Source organism: Polaromonas sp. (genome assembly GCF_016185115.1).
Classification (GTDB): Bacteria; Pseudomonadota; Gammaproteobacteria; order Burkholderiales; family Burkholderiaceae_C; genus Polaromonas.
On record NZ_JACPOF010000017.1, the window covers coordinates 258,602 to 273,459 of the forward strand.

At 61.3% G+C, this 14,858-nt stretch carries 14 protein-coding genes; 4 read left to right on the forward strand and 10 right to left on the reverse strand.

The window, feature by feature from the left end:
* Positions 1 to 53: 53 nt before the first annotated feature.
* From dxs to HYX42_RS11385, 3 genes are read right to left on the reverse strand one after another with little or no spacing between them, the layout of a single operon-like run.
* Positions 54 to 1,964, reverse strand: a complete 1,911-nt coding sequence (gene dxs, locus HYX42_RS11375) for a 1-deoxy-D-xylulose-5-phosphate synthase (protein ID WP_293402971.1) — start codon at positions 1,962 to 1,964, stop codon at positions 54 to 56.
* 37 nt (positions 1,965 to 2,001) lie between these two features.
* Entirely contained in the window at positions 2,002 to 2,931 is a 930-nt protein-coding gene (locus HYX42_RS11380) for a polyprenyl synthetase family protein (RefSeq protein WP_293402973.1), read from the reverse strand.
* A gap of 44 nt (positions 2,932 to 2,975) precedes the next feature.
* Positions 2,976 to 3,233, reverse strand: a complete 258-nt coding sequence (locus tag HYX42_RS11385; protein WP_293402975.1) for an exodeoxyribonuclease VII small subunit — start codon at positions 3,231 to 3,233, stop codon at positions 2,976 to 2,978.
* A 190-nt stretch (positions 3,234 to 3,423) separates the two neighbouring features.
* Between HYX42_RS11385 and HYX42_RS11390 the strand changes: the two genes are divergently transcribed.
* The 3 genes from HYX42_RS11390 to HYX42_RS11400 all read left to right on the forward strand — a co-directional run bounded on the left by HYX42_RS11390 (position 3,424) and on the right by HYX42_RS11400 (position 6,446).
* Positions 3,424 to 4,542, forward strand: coding sequence for an aromatic ring-hydroxylating dioxygenase subunit alpha (locus HYX42_RS11390; protein ID WP_293402977.1), 1,119 nt, complete (start codon positions 3,424 to 3,426; stop codon positions 4,540 to 4,542).
* Between the two features lie 79 nt (positions 4,543 to 4,621).
* A complete protein-coding gene (locus HYX42_RS11395; RefSeq protein ID WP_293402979.1) occupies positions 4,622 to 5,515 on the forward strand; it encodes a DMT family transporter in 894 nt (297 codons plus the stop codon).
* Positions 5,516 to 5,537: 22 nt separating this feature from the next.
* Positions 5,538 to 6,446: a sulfurtransferase gene (locus tag HYX42_RS11400; protein ID WP_293402981.1), complete on the forward strand. Its 909-nt coding sequence runs from the start codon at positions 5,538 to 5,540 to the stop codon at positions 6,444 to 6,446.
* Between the two features lie 194 nt (positions 6,447 to 6,640).
* On the opposite strand, the gene HYX42_RS11405 is transcribed toward HYX42_RS11400, so the two are convergent.
* The 4 genes from HYX42_RS11405 to HYX42_RS11420 form a co-directional block, all read right to left on the reverse strand.
* Complete coding sequence (locus HYX42_RS11405) at positions 6,641 to 6,832, reverse strand: hypothetical protein (protein ID WP_293402983.1); 192 nt, start codon at positions 6,830 to 6,832, stop codon at positions 6,641 to 6,643.
* A gap of 50 nt (positions 6,833 to 6,882) precedes the next feature.
* Complete coding sequence (locus tag HYX42_RS11410; RefSeq protein ID WP_293402985.1) at positions 6,883 to 7,089, reverse strand: hypothetical protein; 207 nt, start codon at positions 7,087 to 7,089, stop codon at positions 6,883 to 6,885.
* 134 nt (positions 7,090 to 7,223) lie between these two features.
* Positions 7,224 to 8,042, reverse strand: coding sequence for a ZIP family metal transporter (locus HYX42_RS11415; protein WP_293402987.1), 819 nt, complete (start codon positions 8,040 to 8,042; stop codon positions 7,224 to 7,226).
* 229 nt (positions 8,043 to 8,271) lie between these two features.
* On the reverse strand, positions 8,272 to 9,183 hold the full coding sequence (locus HYX42_RS11420; RefSeq protein ID WP_293402989.1) for a dienelactone hydrolase family protein: 912 nt from the start codon (positions 9,181 to 9,183) through the stop codon (positions 8,272 to 8,274).
* Positions 9,184 to 9,412: 229 nt separating this feature from the next.
* On the opposite strand from HYX42_RS11420, the gene HYX42_RS11425 reads away from it, so the two are divergent.
* Entirely contained in the window at positions 9,413 to 9,718 is a 306-nt protein-coding gene (locus HYX42_RS11425; protein WP_293402991.1) for an I78 family peptidase inhibitor, read from the forward strand.
* A 3-nt stretch (positions 9,719 to 9,721) separates the two neighbouring features.
* Here HYX42_RS11425 and HYX42_RS11430 read toward each other — a convergent pair whose 3' ends face one another.
* The 3 genes from HYX42_RS11430 to polA form a co-directional block, all read right to left on the reverse strand.
* Positions 9,722 to 11,149 carry a bifunctional serine/threonine-protein kinase/universal stress protein gene (locus tag HYX42_RS11430; RefSeq protein WP_293402993.1) on the reverse strand — a complete coding sequence of 476 codons (1,428 nt, stop codon included), beginning with the start codon at positions 11,147 to 11,149 and terminating at the stop codon, positions 9,722 to 9,724.
* Positions 11,146 to 11,901 carry a metallophosphoesterase family protein gene (locus HYX42_RS11435; RefSeq protein ID WP_293402996.1) on the reverse strand — a complete coding sequence of 252 codons (756 nt, stop codon included), beginning with the start codon at positions 11,899 to 11,901 and terminating at the stop codon, positions 11,146 to 11,148. The genes HYX42_RS11430 and HYX42_RS11435 overlap by 4 nt, the downstream gene beginning before the upstream one ends.
* A 101-nt stretch (positions 11,902 to 12,002) precedes the next feature.
* On the reverse strand, positions 12,003 to 14,852 hold the full coding sequence (polA, locus tag HYX42_RS11440; protein WP_293402998.1) for a DNA polymerase I: 2,850 nt from the start codon (positions 14,850 to 14,852) through the stop codon (positions 12,003 to 12,005).
* Positions 14,853 to 14,858 lie beyond the last annotated feature (6 nt).

A 14,858-nucleotide genomic window follows, 5' to 3' on the forward strand; every position in this document is an offset into this window, starting at 1 on the left:
ACCCTTGAAAACCTGACATGGCCCTGAACCCGCGGGATCAGGACACAAGCACATCAAGCCACGGACTTGAGCGTGACACGTGAAGATCTGCCCGCCGCACACAGCTCGCCAAAACGCGCCGTGACGGACGACTCGATGCCCTCAGCATCAAGCCCCTGCATGGCCAGCAATTTGGCATGGTCGCCATGCTCGATGAACTCATCCTTCAGGCCAAGGTGCAATACCGGCATGGATACGCCTGCAGCCTGCAGGGCTTCACTGACCGCACTGCCGGCGCCGCCCATGACGGCACCTTCCTCGACCGTCACCAGCGCCTGGTGCGACGCGGCCACGCGCAGCAGCAATTCGGTGTCCAGAGGCTTGACCCAGCGCATGTTCACCACCGTGCAGCCCAGCTTTTCAGCCGCCTGCAAGGCAGGGTAAAGCAAGGTGCCGAACGCAAGGATGGCAATGCCGCCGCCCTCTTTTCGAATCTCGCCCTTGCCGAAGGGCAGGGCATCCAGATTGGTTTCCGGCACCACGCCGACACCGGCGCCGCGCGGGTAACGCACAGCGACCGGGTGGTTCTGCTCAAACGCAGAACTGAGCAACTTGCGGCACTCACCCTCATCTGCCGGGCAGGCCACGCTCATGTTGGGAATGCAGCGCAGGTAGGGAATGTCGTAAGCACCGGCATGCGTCGCACCGTCGGCGCCGACCAGCCCCGCGCGGTCAAGCGCAAACACGACCGGCAGGTTTTGCAGCGCAACGTCATGAATGAGCTGGTCATAACCACGCTGCAGGAAGGTCGAATAAATGGCGACCACGGGCTTGAGGCCTTCAGTCGCCATGCCCGCCGCAAACGTGACGGCATGCTGCTCCGCAATGCCGACATCGTGATAGCGCTCGGGAAAGCGCCTGTGAAACTCGACCATGCCGGAACCTTCACGCATGGCGGGCGTGATGCCGACCAGGCGTTTGTCATGCGCGGCCATGTCGCACAGCCACTGGCCGAACACCTGGGTGAAGGTCTGTTTGGCAGGTGCGGTGGATTTCTGCAGGCCCATGGCCGGGTCGAACTTGCCGGGGCCGTGATAGGCAATGGGGTCGGCCTCGGCCAGCTTGTAGCCCTGCCCTTTTTTGGTCACCACATGAAGGAACTGCGGGCCACTGCCTTTTTGCATCAGCTGCTTGATGTTTTCGATGGTCGGTATCAGCGACTCGAGGTCATGCCCGTCAATCGGGCCTATGTAGTTGAAGCCGAAATTCTCGAACAGCGTTGCCGGCACCACCATGCCCTTGGCATGCGTCTCAAAACGCTTGGCAAGTTCAAGCAGGGGCGGTGCAACGCTGAGCACATGCCGGCCTACATTCCTGGCGGATGCATAAAAACGGCCGCTCATCAGCTGGGCGAGGTAGCGGTTGAGCGCGCCTACCGGCGGGCTGATGCTCATGTCGTTGTCGTTGAGCACGACCAGCAGCTTGCAGTTGTCATGCACACCGGCATTGTTGAGCGCCTCGAAGGCCATGCCTGCACTCATCGCGCCGTCACCAATGATGGCGACCGAATAACGGTCTTCGCCCTTCTGCTTCGACGCCAGGGCCATGCCCAGGGCGGCAGAAATCGAGGTCGAAGAATGGGCCGTGCCGAAGGTGTCGTACTCACTCTCGTCACGACGCGGAAAGCCGGACAGGCCGCCGAACTGGCGCAGGCTACCCATGCGCTCGCGCCGCCCGGTGAGGATTTTGTGCGGATAGGTCTGGTGGCCCACGTCCCACACCAGCCGGTCGTCGGGCGTATTGAACACATAGTGCAGCGCGACGGTCAGCTCAACCGTGCCGAGGTTGGAACTCAGGTGCCCGCCGGTCTTGGATACCGTGTCCAGCAGGTAGGCCCGCAACTCGTCGGCCAGCGGCTTGAGCTGTGCACGCGGCAGTTCGCGAAGGTCGGCCGGGCTGCTGATGGATTCGAGGAGTGAGGTCATCGTGATGTCTGTTTTCTTATGCGCGGGATTTCAGCGCTCAGTGCTGGCGGTTGACCAGCATGTCGGCAAGTGCGCGCAGTGCCGCAGTGCCGCGCAGCCCGTGGGCATCTACCTGGTCCAGGCTGGCAAGCGAACGCGCCAGCAACTGCTGCGCGTATTGCCTGGAGGCATCCAGCCCCATGAGCGATACAAACGTCGGCTTGTCCTGCGCAGCATCCTTGCCGGCAGTCTTGCCCAGTGTGGCAGAGTCGGCCGTGACGTCCAGGATGTCGTCCACCACCTGAAACGCCAGGCCCACTGCCGCGCCGTAATCGCGCAGCGCTTCCAGGACCGGGGCGGATACGGCGCCACAGTGCGCGCCCATCATCACACTGGCCTGCAGCAACGCGCCGGTCTTGAGGCGGTGCATTTCGTGCAACTGCTCTGAGGTGAGCGGCATGCCGACGCTGGCCAGGTCTATGGCCTGCCCGCCTGCCATGCCCTGGAAGCCCGCAGCTTTCGCCAGGATACGGCACAGGCGCGCCTGCATCGCGTGATCGATATCGGCATCGTCGGGCGTGAGGAACTCAAACGCCAGTGCCTGCAGAGCATCGCCGGCCAGCAGGGCCTGGGCTTCGCCAAACTTCACGTGGACAGTGGGCTTGCCGCGCCTGAGCACATCGTTGTCCATGCAGGGCATGTCGTCATGAACCAGTGAATACGCGTGAATCAGTTCCACCGCACAGGCAGAACGCAAGGCGGCATCGGGATTGCCGCCCACCGCCTCGCAGGTGGCCAGTACAAGAAGCGGGCGCAGGCGCTTGCCGCCGTCGAGCACTGCATAACGCATGGCGTCGCCCAGCCCTGCCGGTGCTGGCGCCTCTACCGGACAGGCCACCCAGCAGGACAATGCCTGCTCAATGGCGGCAAGCTGCTGCGAGCTCCAGTCGGCAAGATTGAAAAGGGAAAAGTTTTCGGGTGCGTTCAAGGCGTTTCTCGGCGGCGCTGTGCCTGCAGTGCGAAGGACCTGTCCTAGGCCCACGGTTTCAGTTCATTGCCCTCAAGAACCCTGACCTGATTTTCAACGACTTCCAGCCTGCTTTTGCAGAACGCCAGCAACTGGGCGCCGCGCTGGTAGCCCGCAAGCAACTGGTCCAGTGGCAACTGGCCCGACTCCAGGCTTGAAACCAGCTCTTCCAGTTCCCGAAGCGCGGCTTCATAGGTGGCAGGCAGCGCAGGTGCGGGCGGAGCGGAAGAAGCGGTGGCTGGGGCAGCGGAGGATTTGGCCATGATATTTGGGGTGAGGACTGATTTTAGGCCTTTGCCGCCATGCTTTACTTCCCCGTGTGCAGTCCTTGAGGCGGGACGGGGGCAAGTCAGTCAATCATTATCAGCCGCCAGCCATCAGCAAGGGGGCGGCGGGTAGAATTGAGAACAGTTCTCGATAAGGTGACCACTGCGGCCTCCGCCGCACCATTGCATGCCCGATTTAAGCCTTCGCCTGTTGCAGGCCACCAGCCAGCTCCCCATTTCAAGCTACTTTGACGCCGGTCTTTACCAGCGCGAGCAGCAAAAGCTGTTCGCGCGCGGACCCCGCTACCTCGGTCACGAACTGGCAGTTCCCAAGCTGGGGGATTTTTACACCCTGCCTCAGGAAGCTGAAGGAAGGGCGCTTGTCAGAAACGCCTCCGGAATAGAGCTGATTTCCAATGTCTGCAGGCATCGGCAGTCGACCATGCTGCAAGGCAGAGGCAACACCGGCAGCAACATCGTCTGCCCTCTGCACCGCTGGACCTACAACACCTCCGGCGAGCTGGTAGGAGCGCCGCATTTCGAAACCGACCCCTGCCTGAACCTGAACCGCTACAAAACCACCACCTGGAACGGTCTGGTGTTTGAAGACAACGGCCGGGATGTGGCGGCGGAAATGTCCAGGCTGGAGACCATGGCCGATCTTGATTTCTCCGGCTACCAGCTCGACAAGGTGCACCTGCACCAGTGCAACTACAACTGGAAGACCTTTATCGAGGTCTACCTTGAGGACTACCACGTCGGTCCCTTCCATCCGGGTCTTGGCGGCTTTGTGACCACGCACGACCTCCAGTGGGAACTCAATAACAACTACTCGGTGCAGACTGTGGGTGTTTCGGACAAGCTGGGCAAGCCCGGCACCGACACCTACAAAAAATGGCATGACGTGGTGCTGCAATACCGCAAGGGCGTGCCGCCAAAATACGGTGCGATCTGGCTGACCTACTACCCGCATGTGATGGTCGAGTGGTACCCGCATGCCCTTGTCGTCAGTACATTGCACCCCCAGGCGCCGGACAGGACACTCAACGTGGTCGAGTTTTTCTATCCTGAAGAAATCTGCGCTTTTGAGCGCGAGTTCATCGAAGCCCAGCAGGCCGCCTACATGGAAACCTGCGTGGAAGACGATGAAATTGCCCTGCGCATGGATGCCGGCCGCAAGGCCCTCATGCTGCGCGGCGACAACGAGTTTGGCCCCTACCAGAGCCCCATGGAAGACGGCATGCAGCACTTTCACGAGTGGTACCGCCGCGAGATGGGCGCCAGCAAGACCACGCAGATGATCTGAGCCCCGTCCGGGCAGCCGACATCGCCTGATGCAGATGCCGCCCCGGATTTACAAGCTCCGCACCATACCCTGACCCGCCATGCAAGCCCTCTGGATGATCCTGGCCTCGCTCTTTTTTGCCAGCATGGGTGTGTGCATCAAATTCGCGTCCAGCCATTTCAACAATGCCGAAATACTGTTTTACCGCGGTGTATTCGGCATTATTTTCATGGCAGCCCTTGCGCACACACGCGGAACCACCCTTCGAACGTCTTACCCCGCGATGCACGCCTGGCGCAGCGTGGTCGGCGTGACCTCAATGGCCGCCTGGTTTTACGCGATTTCAGAATTGCCGCTGGCCACCGCCATGACCCTCAACTACATGAGCAGCATCTGGATTGCAGCCTTCCTGGTCGGCGGCGCGCTGATGCTGGGCAAGGCAGCCCCCAGGCAGGGCCCGCTGGTGCTGGCCATACTCACCAGCTTTGCAGGCGTGATGCTGCTGCTCAGGCCGGCCACGGCGCAAAACCAGGCTTTTGCGGCCCTGGTGGGCCTGTTGTCAGGCTTTGTATCTGCATTTGCCTACATGCAGGTGATGGCCATGGCACGCCTGGGCGAGCCGGAAACCCGCACGGTGTTTTATTTCGCCGTCGGCACCATGCTCACAGGTCTGTTCGGCATGGCCGGTCTGGGCATCTCGAACTGGTCATGGCCGCAGGCACTCTGGCTGCTGCCGCTGGGCCTGTTCGCATCGCTGGGGCAGTTGAGCATGACCAAGGCCTATTCCATAGCCGCACATCACGGCGGCACGCTGATGGTGGCCAACCTGCAATACTCCGGGGTCGTGTTTGGCGCCCTGTACGGCGTCCTGCTGTTTGGTGACAATATTCCCCTGTCCGGATGGCTGGGCATGGCACTGATAGTCGCCAGCGCCATCGCGGCCACCGTCCTGCGCGCGCGTGCCGCCCCCAACGCCCCCGCAGAAGAACACTGAGCCGCCTCCAGAGGAGCATGAGATGTACACCACCCTGATTTCCGCCGAACAACTTCAGGCGCTCGTTGATGCCAAAACACCCTTGCGCATCTTCGACTGCACCTTCGAGCTGATGCAGCCGCATGCAGGCGAAAAGCAATACCTGGATTCGCACATACCGGGCGCGGTTTACGCCAACCTCGACACGGCATTGAGCGCAAGACATGGCGTCAATCCCGCGAAGTCCGGGGCAGACGCCGTCATCACCGCGAGCGGCGCAGATGCGCCTGCCTCGGGCGGACGCCACCCGCTGCCGAACAGGGAGCGGTTTGCGACATGGCTGTCCAGTGTCGGTTTTGCGAACGACATGCAGGCCGTTGTCTATGACCGCAATGGCGCCAACTACTGCGGCCGGCTCTGGTGGATGCTTAAATGGGCTGGTCATGACAATGTTGCGGTGCTTGATGGAGGCCTGCAGGCCTGGCAGGCGGCGGGCGGCGCTGTCACCGCCGGCGAAGAGCCGGCCCACTTTCAGAGCAACTTCAAACTGGGCCACGAGAAAGTCCGCCTGGTATCGCCATCCACCATTCTTTCCGGCCTCGGCAAACCCGGCCAGACCCTGATCGACGCGCGCGGCGCGCCTCGTTTCAGGGGTGAAGTGGAGCCGCTGGACCCGGTTGCCGGTCATATACCCGGCGCACTCAACCGGCCTTTTACGCAAAACATGGGTGAAGATGGAAAGTTCAAGCCTGCAGCGCAACTGAGGTCAGAGTTCGAAGCATTGCTGGCAGGCCGCGACCCCGCCAGCGTGGTGCATCACTGCGGCAGCGGCGTCAGCGCTGTACCCAACATCATTGCGATGGAGGTCGCAGGCCTGGGCAGCAGCGGTCTGTACGCCGGCAGCTGGAGCGACTGGTGCAGTGATGCCAGCAGGCCAGTAGAGCGCGGATAGAACCAGAGCACGGTCAGAACGGAAAAGTCCGAACGGAATCGGGCTTTGAAGCAGCGGCAGCGCGTTTGCGCCAGACAGGTATTAACCCATTGGCATGGGCGTTGTCTGCACCTCCCCAGGCTCGGGCGGCGTTTGCAGCGGCTCTTCGGGCCGCGGGGGTGGCACATTCGGATTTGTCGCCATGGCCTTGCCTTTCAATTTTTCAGGTGTTCTGGCGTGCTGGAGATTTCGGGCTTGTCGGGCAGCTGGCGGATTTCCGCCTGGCCATCAACATCCTCTCCATCAGACGGAATGTCTTCTTCGCAGGAGATTTCGGGCTCTTCATTCTGGCCGTTTTTGCCAGGGCCTTCTTCGTGTTCCAGATCAGGGTGATCCGGGCGTGGCATGGACGGACCACCTGGAACTGCGCCGGGTGGGGATGACGGTGTGTGATCCATCAATACAGGCCGACCAGTATCAATGGCGCCTCACTGACGACGGTAGCTGCAGCAGCCATGCTGGCGAAAACCATGACAAAAAATGCGATGCACGGACCCAGGCGGGCCAGAGCGCTGCGGGGAAGATTGTCTGTCGGGGTGTCACGCTGCCCAGGCAAGCGTGATGAATAAAAATGATCTGAACCGGAAGCCGAATGTGCGTTCATGGCGAGCCACCTTTACACAGATTTTTGAAGATGTGTATATCTTGCGGCGCGAAAAATGGACGGCGTATAGGCGATAAAGCACCCTTTTTGTCAGCTTGTGGCTGACAGCAGGGATCGAAAGATCGGACGCCAGGTCAGTGAACGTGCGCAACGCTGCTGATCAGCGTGACCATTCCGATACCTATCATCAGCCACGCGATCTGCGCAGCGGTTTCCCGTGCGTTCACCCTTTTCTGGAGCTGGGGGATCAGGTCTGCAAGCGCAACATAGATGAAGCTGCTGGATGCCACGATCAGGAAGAAGGGCAGATAGCCAATGAGCTGGTCCACCAGTGCGTAGCCAACAATACCGCCCAATGCGGTGACGGCCCCGGCCATGGACACCTTGACGATCGCGGCGCGCCGGTTATTGGACGACTGCCTGAGCACCACCAGGTCGCCCATGTGATGGGGTATCTCATGCACCAGCACAGCCAGTGCGGCCACGACGCCGAGGCGCAGATCGGCCATGAAGGCCGAGGCTATGAGGATACCGTCGCCAAACGCATGCACGCTGTCACCGGCAAGCACGGCCCAGCCGCCCGACTTGCCGTGGCTGTGGTCGTGATGGTGATGGACGTGCCCGTGGCTATGCGCCTTGTGCAAAACGCCCGGTGCTTCGCGATGTTCGCCGCTGTTGTGCTCATGCCCGTGATGCCACAACTCAGCCTTGTCGAGCAGGAAGAAAAACACCAGGCCCGCGAGCAGCGCCGCAAAAAGCGCCTGGGGGCTGACCTGGCTTTCGAATGCCTCGGGCAGCAGGTGCATGAAGGCCGTTGCCAGAAGCGCACCCGCCGCAAGACTGAGCATATGTTGCGTGTAACGGGCAAGCACGCCGAAGCTCAACATGGCTGCCAGCCACACACTGCCGATGCCAGCGACCATGGTTCCGGCCAAAATTGCTATCAAAACCATAGCTTCTTGTGTTTGTTCTAAAAAGGCCGCAGCCCTGGATGATGAGAAAAGATGGTCAAAGAGGCCTGCAAGTCCCCCCGTACCCGTGCAACAAGGCCAAACCGCCTGTCACAGGGCGCAGCCATTTCGTCAATCTTATCAAGCGTGTCAAGTGCAGCCAGAAATAAAAAAGCCGCCTCCGGGCAGGAGACGGCCTTGACACCGCCCGAAGGCGGTTCCGGGGGCGGGGTTAAGCGACGCCGTGGGTCTTGAACCACTGGAGCGCACGTTTGAAACCGTCGTCTGCCGCTTCCTTGCGGTAGCTTGGGCGGTAGTCAGCGTGAAAGGCGTGTGGCGCGGAAGGGTAAACCACAAACTCGGAGGCTGCCGCAGCCTTGTTGCCCTTGGCAGCCGCGCTGGCCAGCGCATCCTTCATCTGGTTCACTGTGGTCAGCGGGATGCCGCCGTCCTGGCCGCCGTACAGGCCCAGCACCGGCGCTTTGAGGCCTGCGGCAAGATCCAGTGGGTTGGTCGGCGACAGGGGCGACGGGGTGCCGACGAGGCGGCCATACCAGGCAACCCCGGCCTTCACATTTTTGCTTTGCTCGGCGTACAGCCAGGTGATGCGGCCACCCCAGCAAAAGCCGGTGATGCCGACCTTCTTGAGATTGCCGCCATTGGCGCCTGCCCACTTCACGGCACCGTCCAGATCAGCCATGACCTGCGCATCCGGCACCTTTGAAACCACCTCGGTCATCAGCTTGGCCATCTCGCTGTATTTGCTGGGGTCACCCTGGCGCGCGTAAAGTTCGGGGGCAATCGCCAGGTAGCCGGCCTTTGCAAAACGGCGGGCGGTGTCGGCAATGTACTCATGCACACCGAAAATTTCCTGGATCACCAGGACGACCGGCAGGTTCTTTTTATTGGCAGGAGCTGCGTAAAAAGCCGGCACCTTGAAACCGTTGACTTCAAAACTCGTTTCACCCGTCTTCAGGCCTTCCGAGGACGTCTTGATGGCAGTCTGCGCCATGATGGGCATGGCTGTTGCGGCATAACCCACACCCAGCGCGGTCTTCAGCGCCGTACGGCGGCTTGCGCCGGCCTCGGTAGTCTGGCCGGGCAGCAGTGCGTCAAATTCGGTTTTCAGGTCATTGTTCAGCATGAAGGTTCCTCAGTTTTTGAATGAAAGGCAGGTCGACACCGACCATCTGAGTCTATTCGGTCAATATAGTTCTTGCCAGTACAGGGAAATACCGATCAGTATTTTCCCTTGGTTCACAGAAGACGCCACGCAGACAAATCGCCTTTTATCCTACAGCGCCGAAGACGGCTTGCGCCCAGACTTCATGACTTGGCCCTCTGAAATCCACCACCAGAACAGGAACCCAACCATGACATTCAAACGGTTTTTCGTCCCGGCCGCCCTCGCATGCATCCTCAGCGCATGCGCCCAGCAACAACACGTGCCCGCCATGCCGCCACCCCCCATGGCAGGCCAGTGCAACGCGGCCGCTGCCCAGTTCGCGCTGGGCGGTACGGCCACTACGGCGCTTGTCGAAGAAGCGCGCAAGCGTTCCGGGGCCTTGACGGCACGGGTGATAGCCCCCGGTCAGATCGTCACCATGGAGTACAGCGCGCAGCGCCTCAATATCGACGTCAACGCCGCCAATTCGGTGATGAACCTGCGTTGCGGCTAGAAACTAGGGTGCGTCGAGCAACTGAAACGGCAGTGCCTGCTTGACCAGTATCACGGTGCATGGCGCTTCCATCGCCACCTTGATGGGTACTGTGGCCACCAGGCGCTGCATCTTCAGCCCGTGGGTCGCAGCGCCCATCACGATGACGCTGACCTGGTTGCCCGCCGCGTACTGCACCAGCGCATGCGCAACATCGCCCGCCTCCAGTACATGGCAGGATATCTGATGCCCCATCAGGCCCAGCGGCTGCGCCCACTGCCGCATCTGGGTCAGGTAGCGGCGGTGCACACTGGTCTCGCTGGTCGCGTCACTTGATGCGCTGGTCTGGCCAGCTGCGATCACCGTCACACACGCCAGGCGGGCACCAGGGCGGGTCCCAAGTGCCCGTGCAACAGCCTGCCGCAGCGAGTAGAACGTGGCATCCGTCGTATCCTGATGCGGCAGCGCCACCATGACGATAGGGACTTCCTCGATCTGGCGGGTCGGCAGGGGACTGGGCTGGTAGTGCATGCCGGCCGCCTTCAGCCAGCGCTTGAGGTGTGTTCCCAGACTGGTACCTTTGGTGCGCAGGCCACGTTCAGTCACGATGACCTGTTCGGGATGCCGAAGGTCAAACGCCAAATGCGCCGCGGATGGGTAGCGTTTGGCCGCCTCGGGCTCCAGGCAGCGCATGATGACCTCCTGCAGCCATGGCGGTAACTGGGGCTGCAGCCTGCGCGGCGGCGTCGGGTCCATCCACAGACGCTGGCGCAGCCCACCGACGGTCTCGGGCGCGCCAAACGGCAACTCTCCGGTAGCCAGCTGGTAGAGCATCACGCCAATCGCAAAGATATCGCTGCGCGGATCACCCCGCACGCCAACCACTTGCTCGGGCGCAATCCAGGCCGGCGAACCCACGGCCTTGCGCAGTTGTTCAGCAAGCAGATCAGGGTAGTGCGCATGGCAGGACAGACCGAAGTCGAGCAACACGGCGCTCCCGTCGGGCCGGATCAGCACGTTTGCGGGCTTCAAGTCCAGGTGCACGGTGTCTTGCTGGTGCAGGCTGTGTGCAGCCATCGCCACAGCGCCGCCCAGGCGGGTCAGCTCATCCAGGTCGGGACGCAGCGGCGCATCCACCCACTGCTGCAGGGTTGCCCCCTGGACATACTCCATCACCAGGTAGGGGACGTTTTCAAGGTCCCCTGCCGCCACAAAACGCGGCACGTGCGGACCTGTCACAAGCTGCAATATCCTGTGTTCGACTTCAAAGCTGACGATGTTTTCGGCACCATCGCCAGCCGTCATGCGCGGAATTTTCATGACCATGGGGAAACCGGGATCCCTGGCTCCGTGGGTGTAGTGCACGCGATAAATGTGAGCCATGCCACCGGAATGGACGCACCCGTCAATCGTGAAACCGTCCAGTTCAGAGCCGGGCTCCATCAGCTTCATCGTCCCAGCTCCAGCCGGTCGGCAAAGTAAGCCGGCAGGCCTGCCTGCCGAATGGCGACCGCCGCCCCACGGTGGTCGTAAGCGACGCGGTGAAAGGTCAGTTGCAGTGTGTTTGTGTCAAACACCGCGTACATGGCCTGCTGGTTGCCGTCCCGGGGTTGGCCGACCGAGCCCACTGTGGCCAGCCAGTGTCTGTGTGCAGGTACTGGAATGGCCACACCAGCCGCAGGCGTGAACTTCATCAGCCCCGCATCACTGCCGGCGCCCCGGTAATACAGGGTTTGAAAATGAACATGGCCGCCAAACACATGGCGTACCGCTGGCGATGTCACGGCGGCCAGGCTTGCGGCGGCGGCGCGCTCGTCTGTCACGTAGCGCCAGAGTTCAGGGTGGTCCGCGCTGGCATGCACCAGCAACACCGAGTCCTGCTCGACAACCATGGGCAGGCTGTCCAGAAATTGGCGCTGGCTGCTGTCAAGTTGGTCGTGGGTCCATCTGGCTGTGCTGTCTCCCACAGTTGTAGCCTGCAGCGGCGGCGTAACGGCCTGCACGTCGTGGTTGCCCTTGATGACGAGCGCACCCTGCCCGGCCAGTGCCTGCACCCGCTGCACCACAGCCACGGGATCAGCGCCGTAACCGACAAAATCACCCAACAACGCAAATTTCTGTACACCCTGCGCGTGAGCATGCGCCAGGCATGCATCAAGGGCCTGAATGTTCGCGTGAATGTCTGACAGCAAAGCCAGCTTCATGGGGTTCCTGATGTTGTTGGTCGCCTCATGCGGCCATCATGCCGCAAGGCACTGATGGCAAACTTGTCACACATCAAGCAGTTGCAAGGCAACCGGGCACGCTAGTGCGCTTTTTCCCAGTTGGGTCCGATGCCGATTTCAGCGAGCAGCGGGGCCTTCATGACGGCGACACCGGCCATGAGGCGAGGAATTTCAACACGCACCCACTCCACCTCGGCCTCCGGCACCTCGAACACCAGTTCGTCGTGCACCTGCATGATCATTTTTGTGCCGCGCTTTTCATCGTCCAGCACCTGCTGCACCCTGTTCATGCTGAGCTTGATCAGGTCTGCCGCCGTACCCTGCATGGGCGCATTGATGGCAGCACGCTCGGCGCCACCACGGCGCGGGCCGTTGGGTGAATTGATCTCGGGCAAATACAGGCGCCTGCCAAACACGGTTTCAACATAACCCTTGGCTTTGGCCGACAGGCGGGTTTCATCCATGTAGTTTTTAACGCCGGGATACCGCTGGAAATACTTGTCGATATAAGCCGCCGCAGCCTTGGTCTCAATGCCCAGGTTGCGGGCCAGGCCAAAGCTGCTCATGCCGTAAATCAGCCCGAAGTTGATCACCTTGGCGTAACGGCGCTGCTCGCTGCTGACCTGTTCTACCGGCACGCCAAACACTTCGGCGGCCGTTGCGCGGTGCACGTCAATGCCTTCCGTGAATGCGCGCAGCAATGCTTCGTCCTCACTGATGTGCGCCATGATGCGCAGCTCGATCTGCGAGTAGTCGGCACTGGCTATCACGCTGCCCGGCGGCGCCACAAAAGCCTCACGCACGCGCCGGCCCTCTGCGGTCTTGACAGGTATGTTCTGCAGGTTGGGGTCGTTGCTCGACAGGCGCCCCGTCACCGCCACAGCCTGCGCATAGTGGGTGTGCACCCTGCCCGTTCGCGGCAAGGCGAGCTGGGCCAGTTTGTCGGTGTAGGTGCCCTTGAGTTTGCTCAGGGAGCGGTGCTCCAGCAGCTTGGCCGGCAAGGGGTAGTCCTCGGCCAGTTTTTCGAGTACTTCCTCATCAGTGCTGCGTGCGCCGCTGGGAGTTTTCTTGATGACCGGCATGCCCAGCTTGTCGAAAAAGATCTCGCCCAGCTGTTTGGGGCTGCCCAGGTTGAACGGCTGTCCGGCAATCTCGTAGGCTTCGGCCTCAAGCTGCAGGATGCGCTGGCCCAGTTCATGGCTTTGGGTTGCCAGCATGGGCGCATCAATCAGTACGCCGTTACGTTCTATGCGGTAGAGCGTTTCGCTGCTTTTCATCTCCAGTTCGTAGATAAAGCCGAGCTTGTCGTTGGCCTCTATCTGCGGCCAGAGCACGCGATGCACATCCAGCGTCTGGTCCGAGTCCTCGCAGGAATACTCGGCCGCCTTGGCGATATCGACCTGGTTGAATTTAATCTGGTGCGAGCCCTTGCCGCACAGGTCTTCGTAATTGATACCGCTGCGTCCCACATGCCGCTCGGCCAGGCTGGCCAGGCCGTGCGGTTTGTGCACTTCGAGCACATAACTTTGCAGCATGGTGTCGTGGGCGTAACCCTGCACCTCAATGCCGTGATTCGCAAACACGTGGCGATCATATTTGACGTGCTGGCCCAGTTTCGGTTTGGCCGGGTTTTCAAGCCAGGGCTTCAGCCTTGCCAGCACTTCGTCACGCGGCAGTTGCGCCGGTGCATCGGGGTAGTCATGGGTGAGGGGTATATAAGCTGCCTCGCCGGGGTTGACACTGAAACTCAGCCCCACGATTTGCGCCAGCATTTCATCGAGCGAGGTGGTTTCGGTGTCCAGGGCCACAAGTTCAGCCGCTTCGATTTTCGCCAGCCAGGCATCGAACAAGTCCCAGCTCAGGATGGTGTCATAGCGAAGATTGGTGGTGCGTTCGGCGAGCGGTACGTCAGCATGCGCGTCCGCTGCGGTTCGTTCGGCTGGCTCATCGAAGAGGCCGGGTGAACCCGAATCTGCCGGTGCAGCTTTTTTTGCCGGCGGGTGCCGGCCTTCCAGGCCCCCGACCATCTCGGGCGGGGTGCTTTCGACATCAATCTGCCGCACCAGCCCCTTGAAACCGTATTTCTCGTAGAAATCCCTCAACTCGTCTGTCTGCTGTGCGCCCATGGCAATCGCATCCAGCGCGGGCAGGCCGTCAATGTACTCAGCCAGCTCACAGTCTTTTTTGATGGTCAGCAGCTCACGGCCTTTGGGCAGCCAGTCGAGCGAGCTGCGCAGGTTCTCGCCCACCACGCCCTTGATGTCTGCGGCTTTGGCCACCAGCGCATCCAGGGAGCCGTATTCGAGCAGCCACTTCACCGCTGTTTTGGGGCCGACCTTGGGCACACCGGGCACGTTGTCAACCGCATCGCCCACCAGCGTCTGGTAATCAACCATCAGGCGCGGCGGCACGCCGAACTCGGCCTCGACGCCTGCCAGGTCGCGGCGGCGGTCGTTCATGGTGTCAATCACCGTGATGTTCTCGTCGACCAGCTGGCTCAGGTCCTTGTCGCCGCTGGAGATGATGACTTCAATGCCCTGGCTTGACGCCGTGCAGGCCAGCGTGCCGATCACGTCATCGGCCTCGACGCCCGGGACATCAAGCACCTTCCAGCCCAGCAGGCGCACCACTTCATGGATGGGCGCCACCTGGCTGCGCAGGTCGTCGGGCATGGGGGATCGCTGGGCCTTGTATTCAGGGTACAGCGCATCGCGGAAGGTCGGGCCCTTGGCATCAAACACGCAGGCGGCGTAATCGGCGCGCACGTCCTTGCGCAGTTTCTGCATCATGTTGATCATGCCGCGTATCGCCCCCGTCGCAGGGCTGGCAGGGTCCCCCGGCCTGGCGCGCAGGTCAGGCATGGCGTGAAAGGCCCTGTAGAGGTAGCTGGAGCCGTCGACCAGCAGAAGGGTTTTTTTGTCAATGCTCATGCGATG

Coding starts and splice junctions, on each gene's coding strand:
- dxs (WP_293402971.1), bottom strand. CDS start 1,964: ATGACCTCACTCCTCGAATCCATCAGCAGCCCGGCCGACCTTCGCGAA.
- HYX42_RS11385 (WP_293402975.1), bottom strand. CDS start 3,233: ATGGCCAAATCCTCCGCTGCCCCAGCCACCGCTTCTTCCGCTCCGCCC.
- HYX42_RS11390 (WP_293402977.1), top strand. CDS start 3,424: ATGCCCGATTTAAGCCTTCGCCTGTTGCAGGCCACCAGCCAGCTCCCC.
- HYX42_RS11395 (WP_293402979.1), top strand. CDS start 4,622: ATGCAAGCCCTCTGGATGATCCTGGCCTCGCTCTTTTTTGCCAGCATG.
- HYX42_RS11400 (WP_293402981.1), top strand. CDS start 5,538: ATGTACACCACCCTGATTTCCGCCGAACAACTTCAGGCGCTCGTTGAT.
- HYX42_RS11405 (WP_293402983.1), bottom strand. CDS start 6,832: ATGCCACGCCCGGATCACCCTGATCTGGAACACGAAGAAGGCCCTGGC.
- HYX42_RS11410 (WP_293402985.1), bottom strand. CDS start 7,089: ATGAACGCACATTCGGCTTCCGGTTCAGATCATTTTTATTCATCACGC.
- HYX42_RS11415 (WP_293402987.1), bottom strand. CDS start 8,042: ATGGTTTTGATAGCAATTTTGGCCGGAACCATGGTCGCTGGCATCGGC.
- HYX42_RS11420 (WP_293402989.1), bottom strand. CDS start 9,183: ATGCTGAACAATGACCTGAAAACCGAATTTGACGCACTGCTGCCCGGC.
- HYX42_RS11425 (WP_293402991.1), top strand. CDS start 9,413: ATGACATTCAAACGGTTTTTCGTCCCGGCCGCCCTCGCATGCATCCTC.
- HYX42_RS11430 (WP_293402993.1), bottom strand. CDS start 11,149: ATGAAGCTGATGGAGCCCGGCTCTGAACTGGACGGTTTCACGATTGAC.
- HYX42_RS11435 (WP_293402996.1), bottom strand. CDS start 11,901: ATGAAGCTGGCTTTGCTGTCAGACATTCACGCGAACATTCAGGCCCTT.
- polA (WP_293402998.1), bottom strand. CDS start 14,852: ATGAGCATTGACAAAAAAACCCTTCTGCTGGTCGACGGCTCCAGCTAC.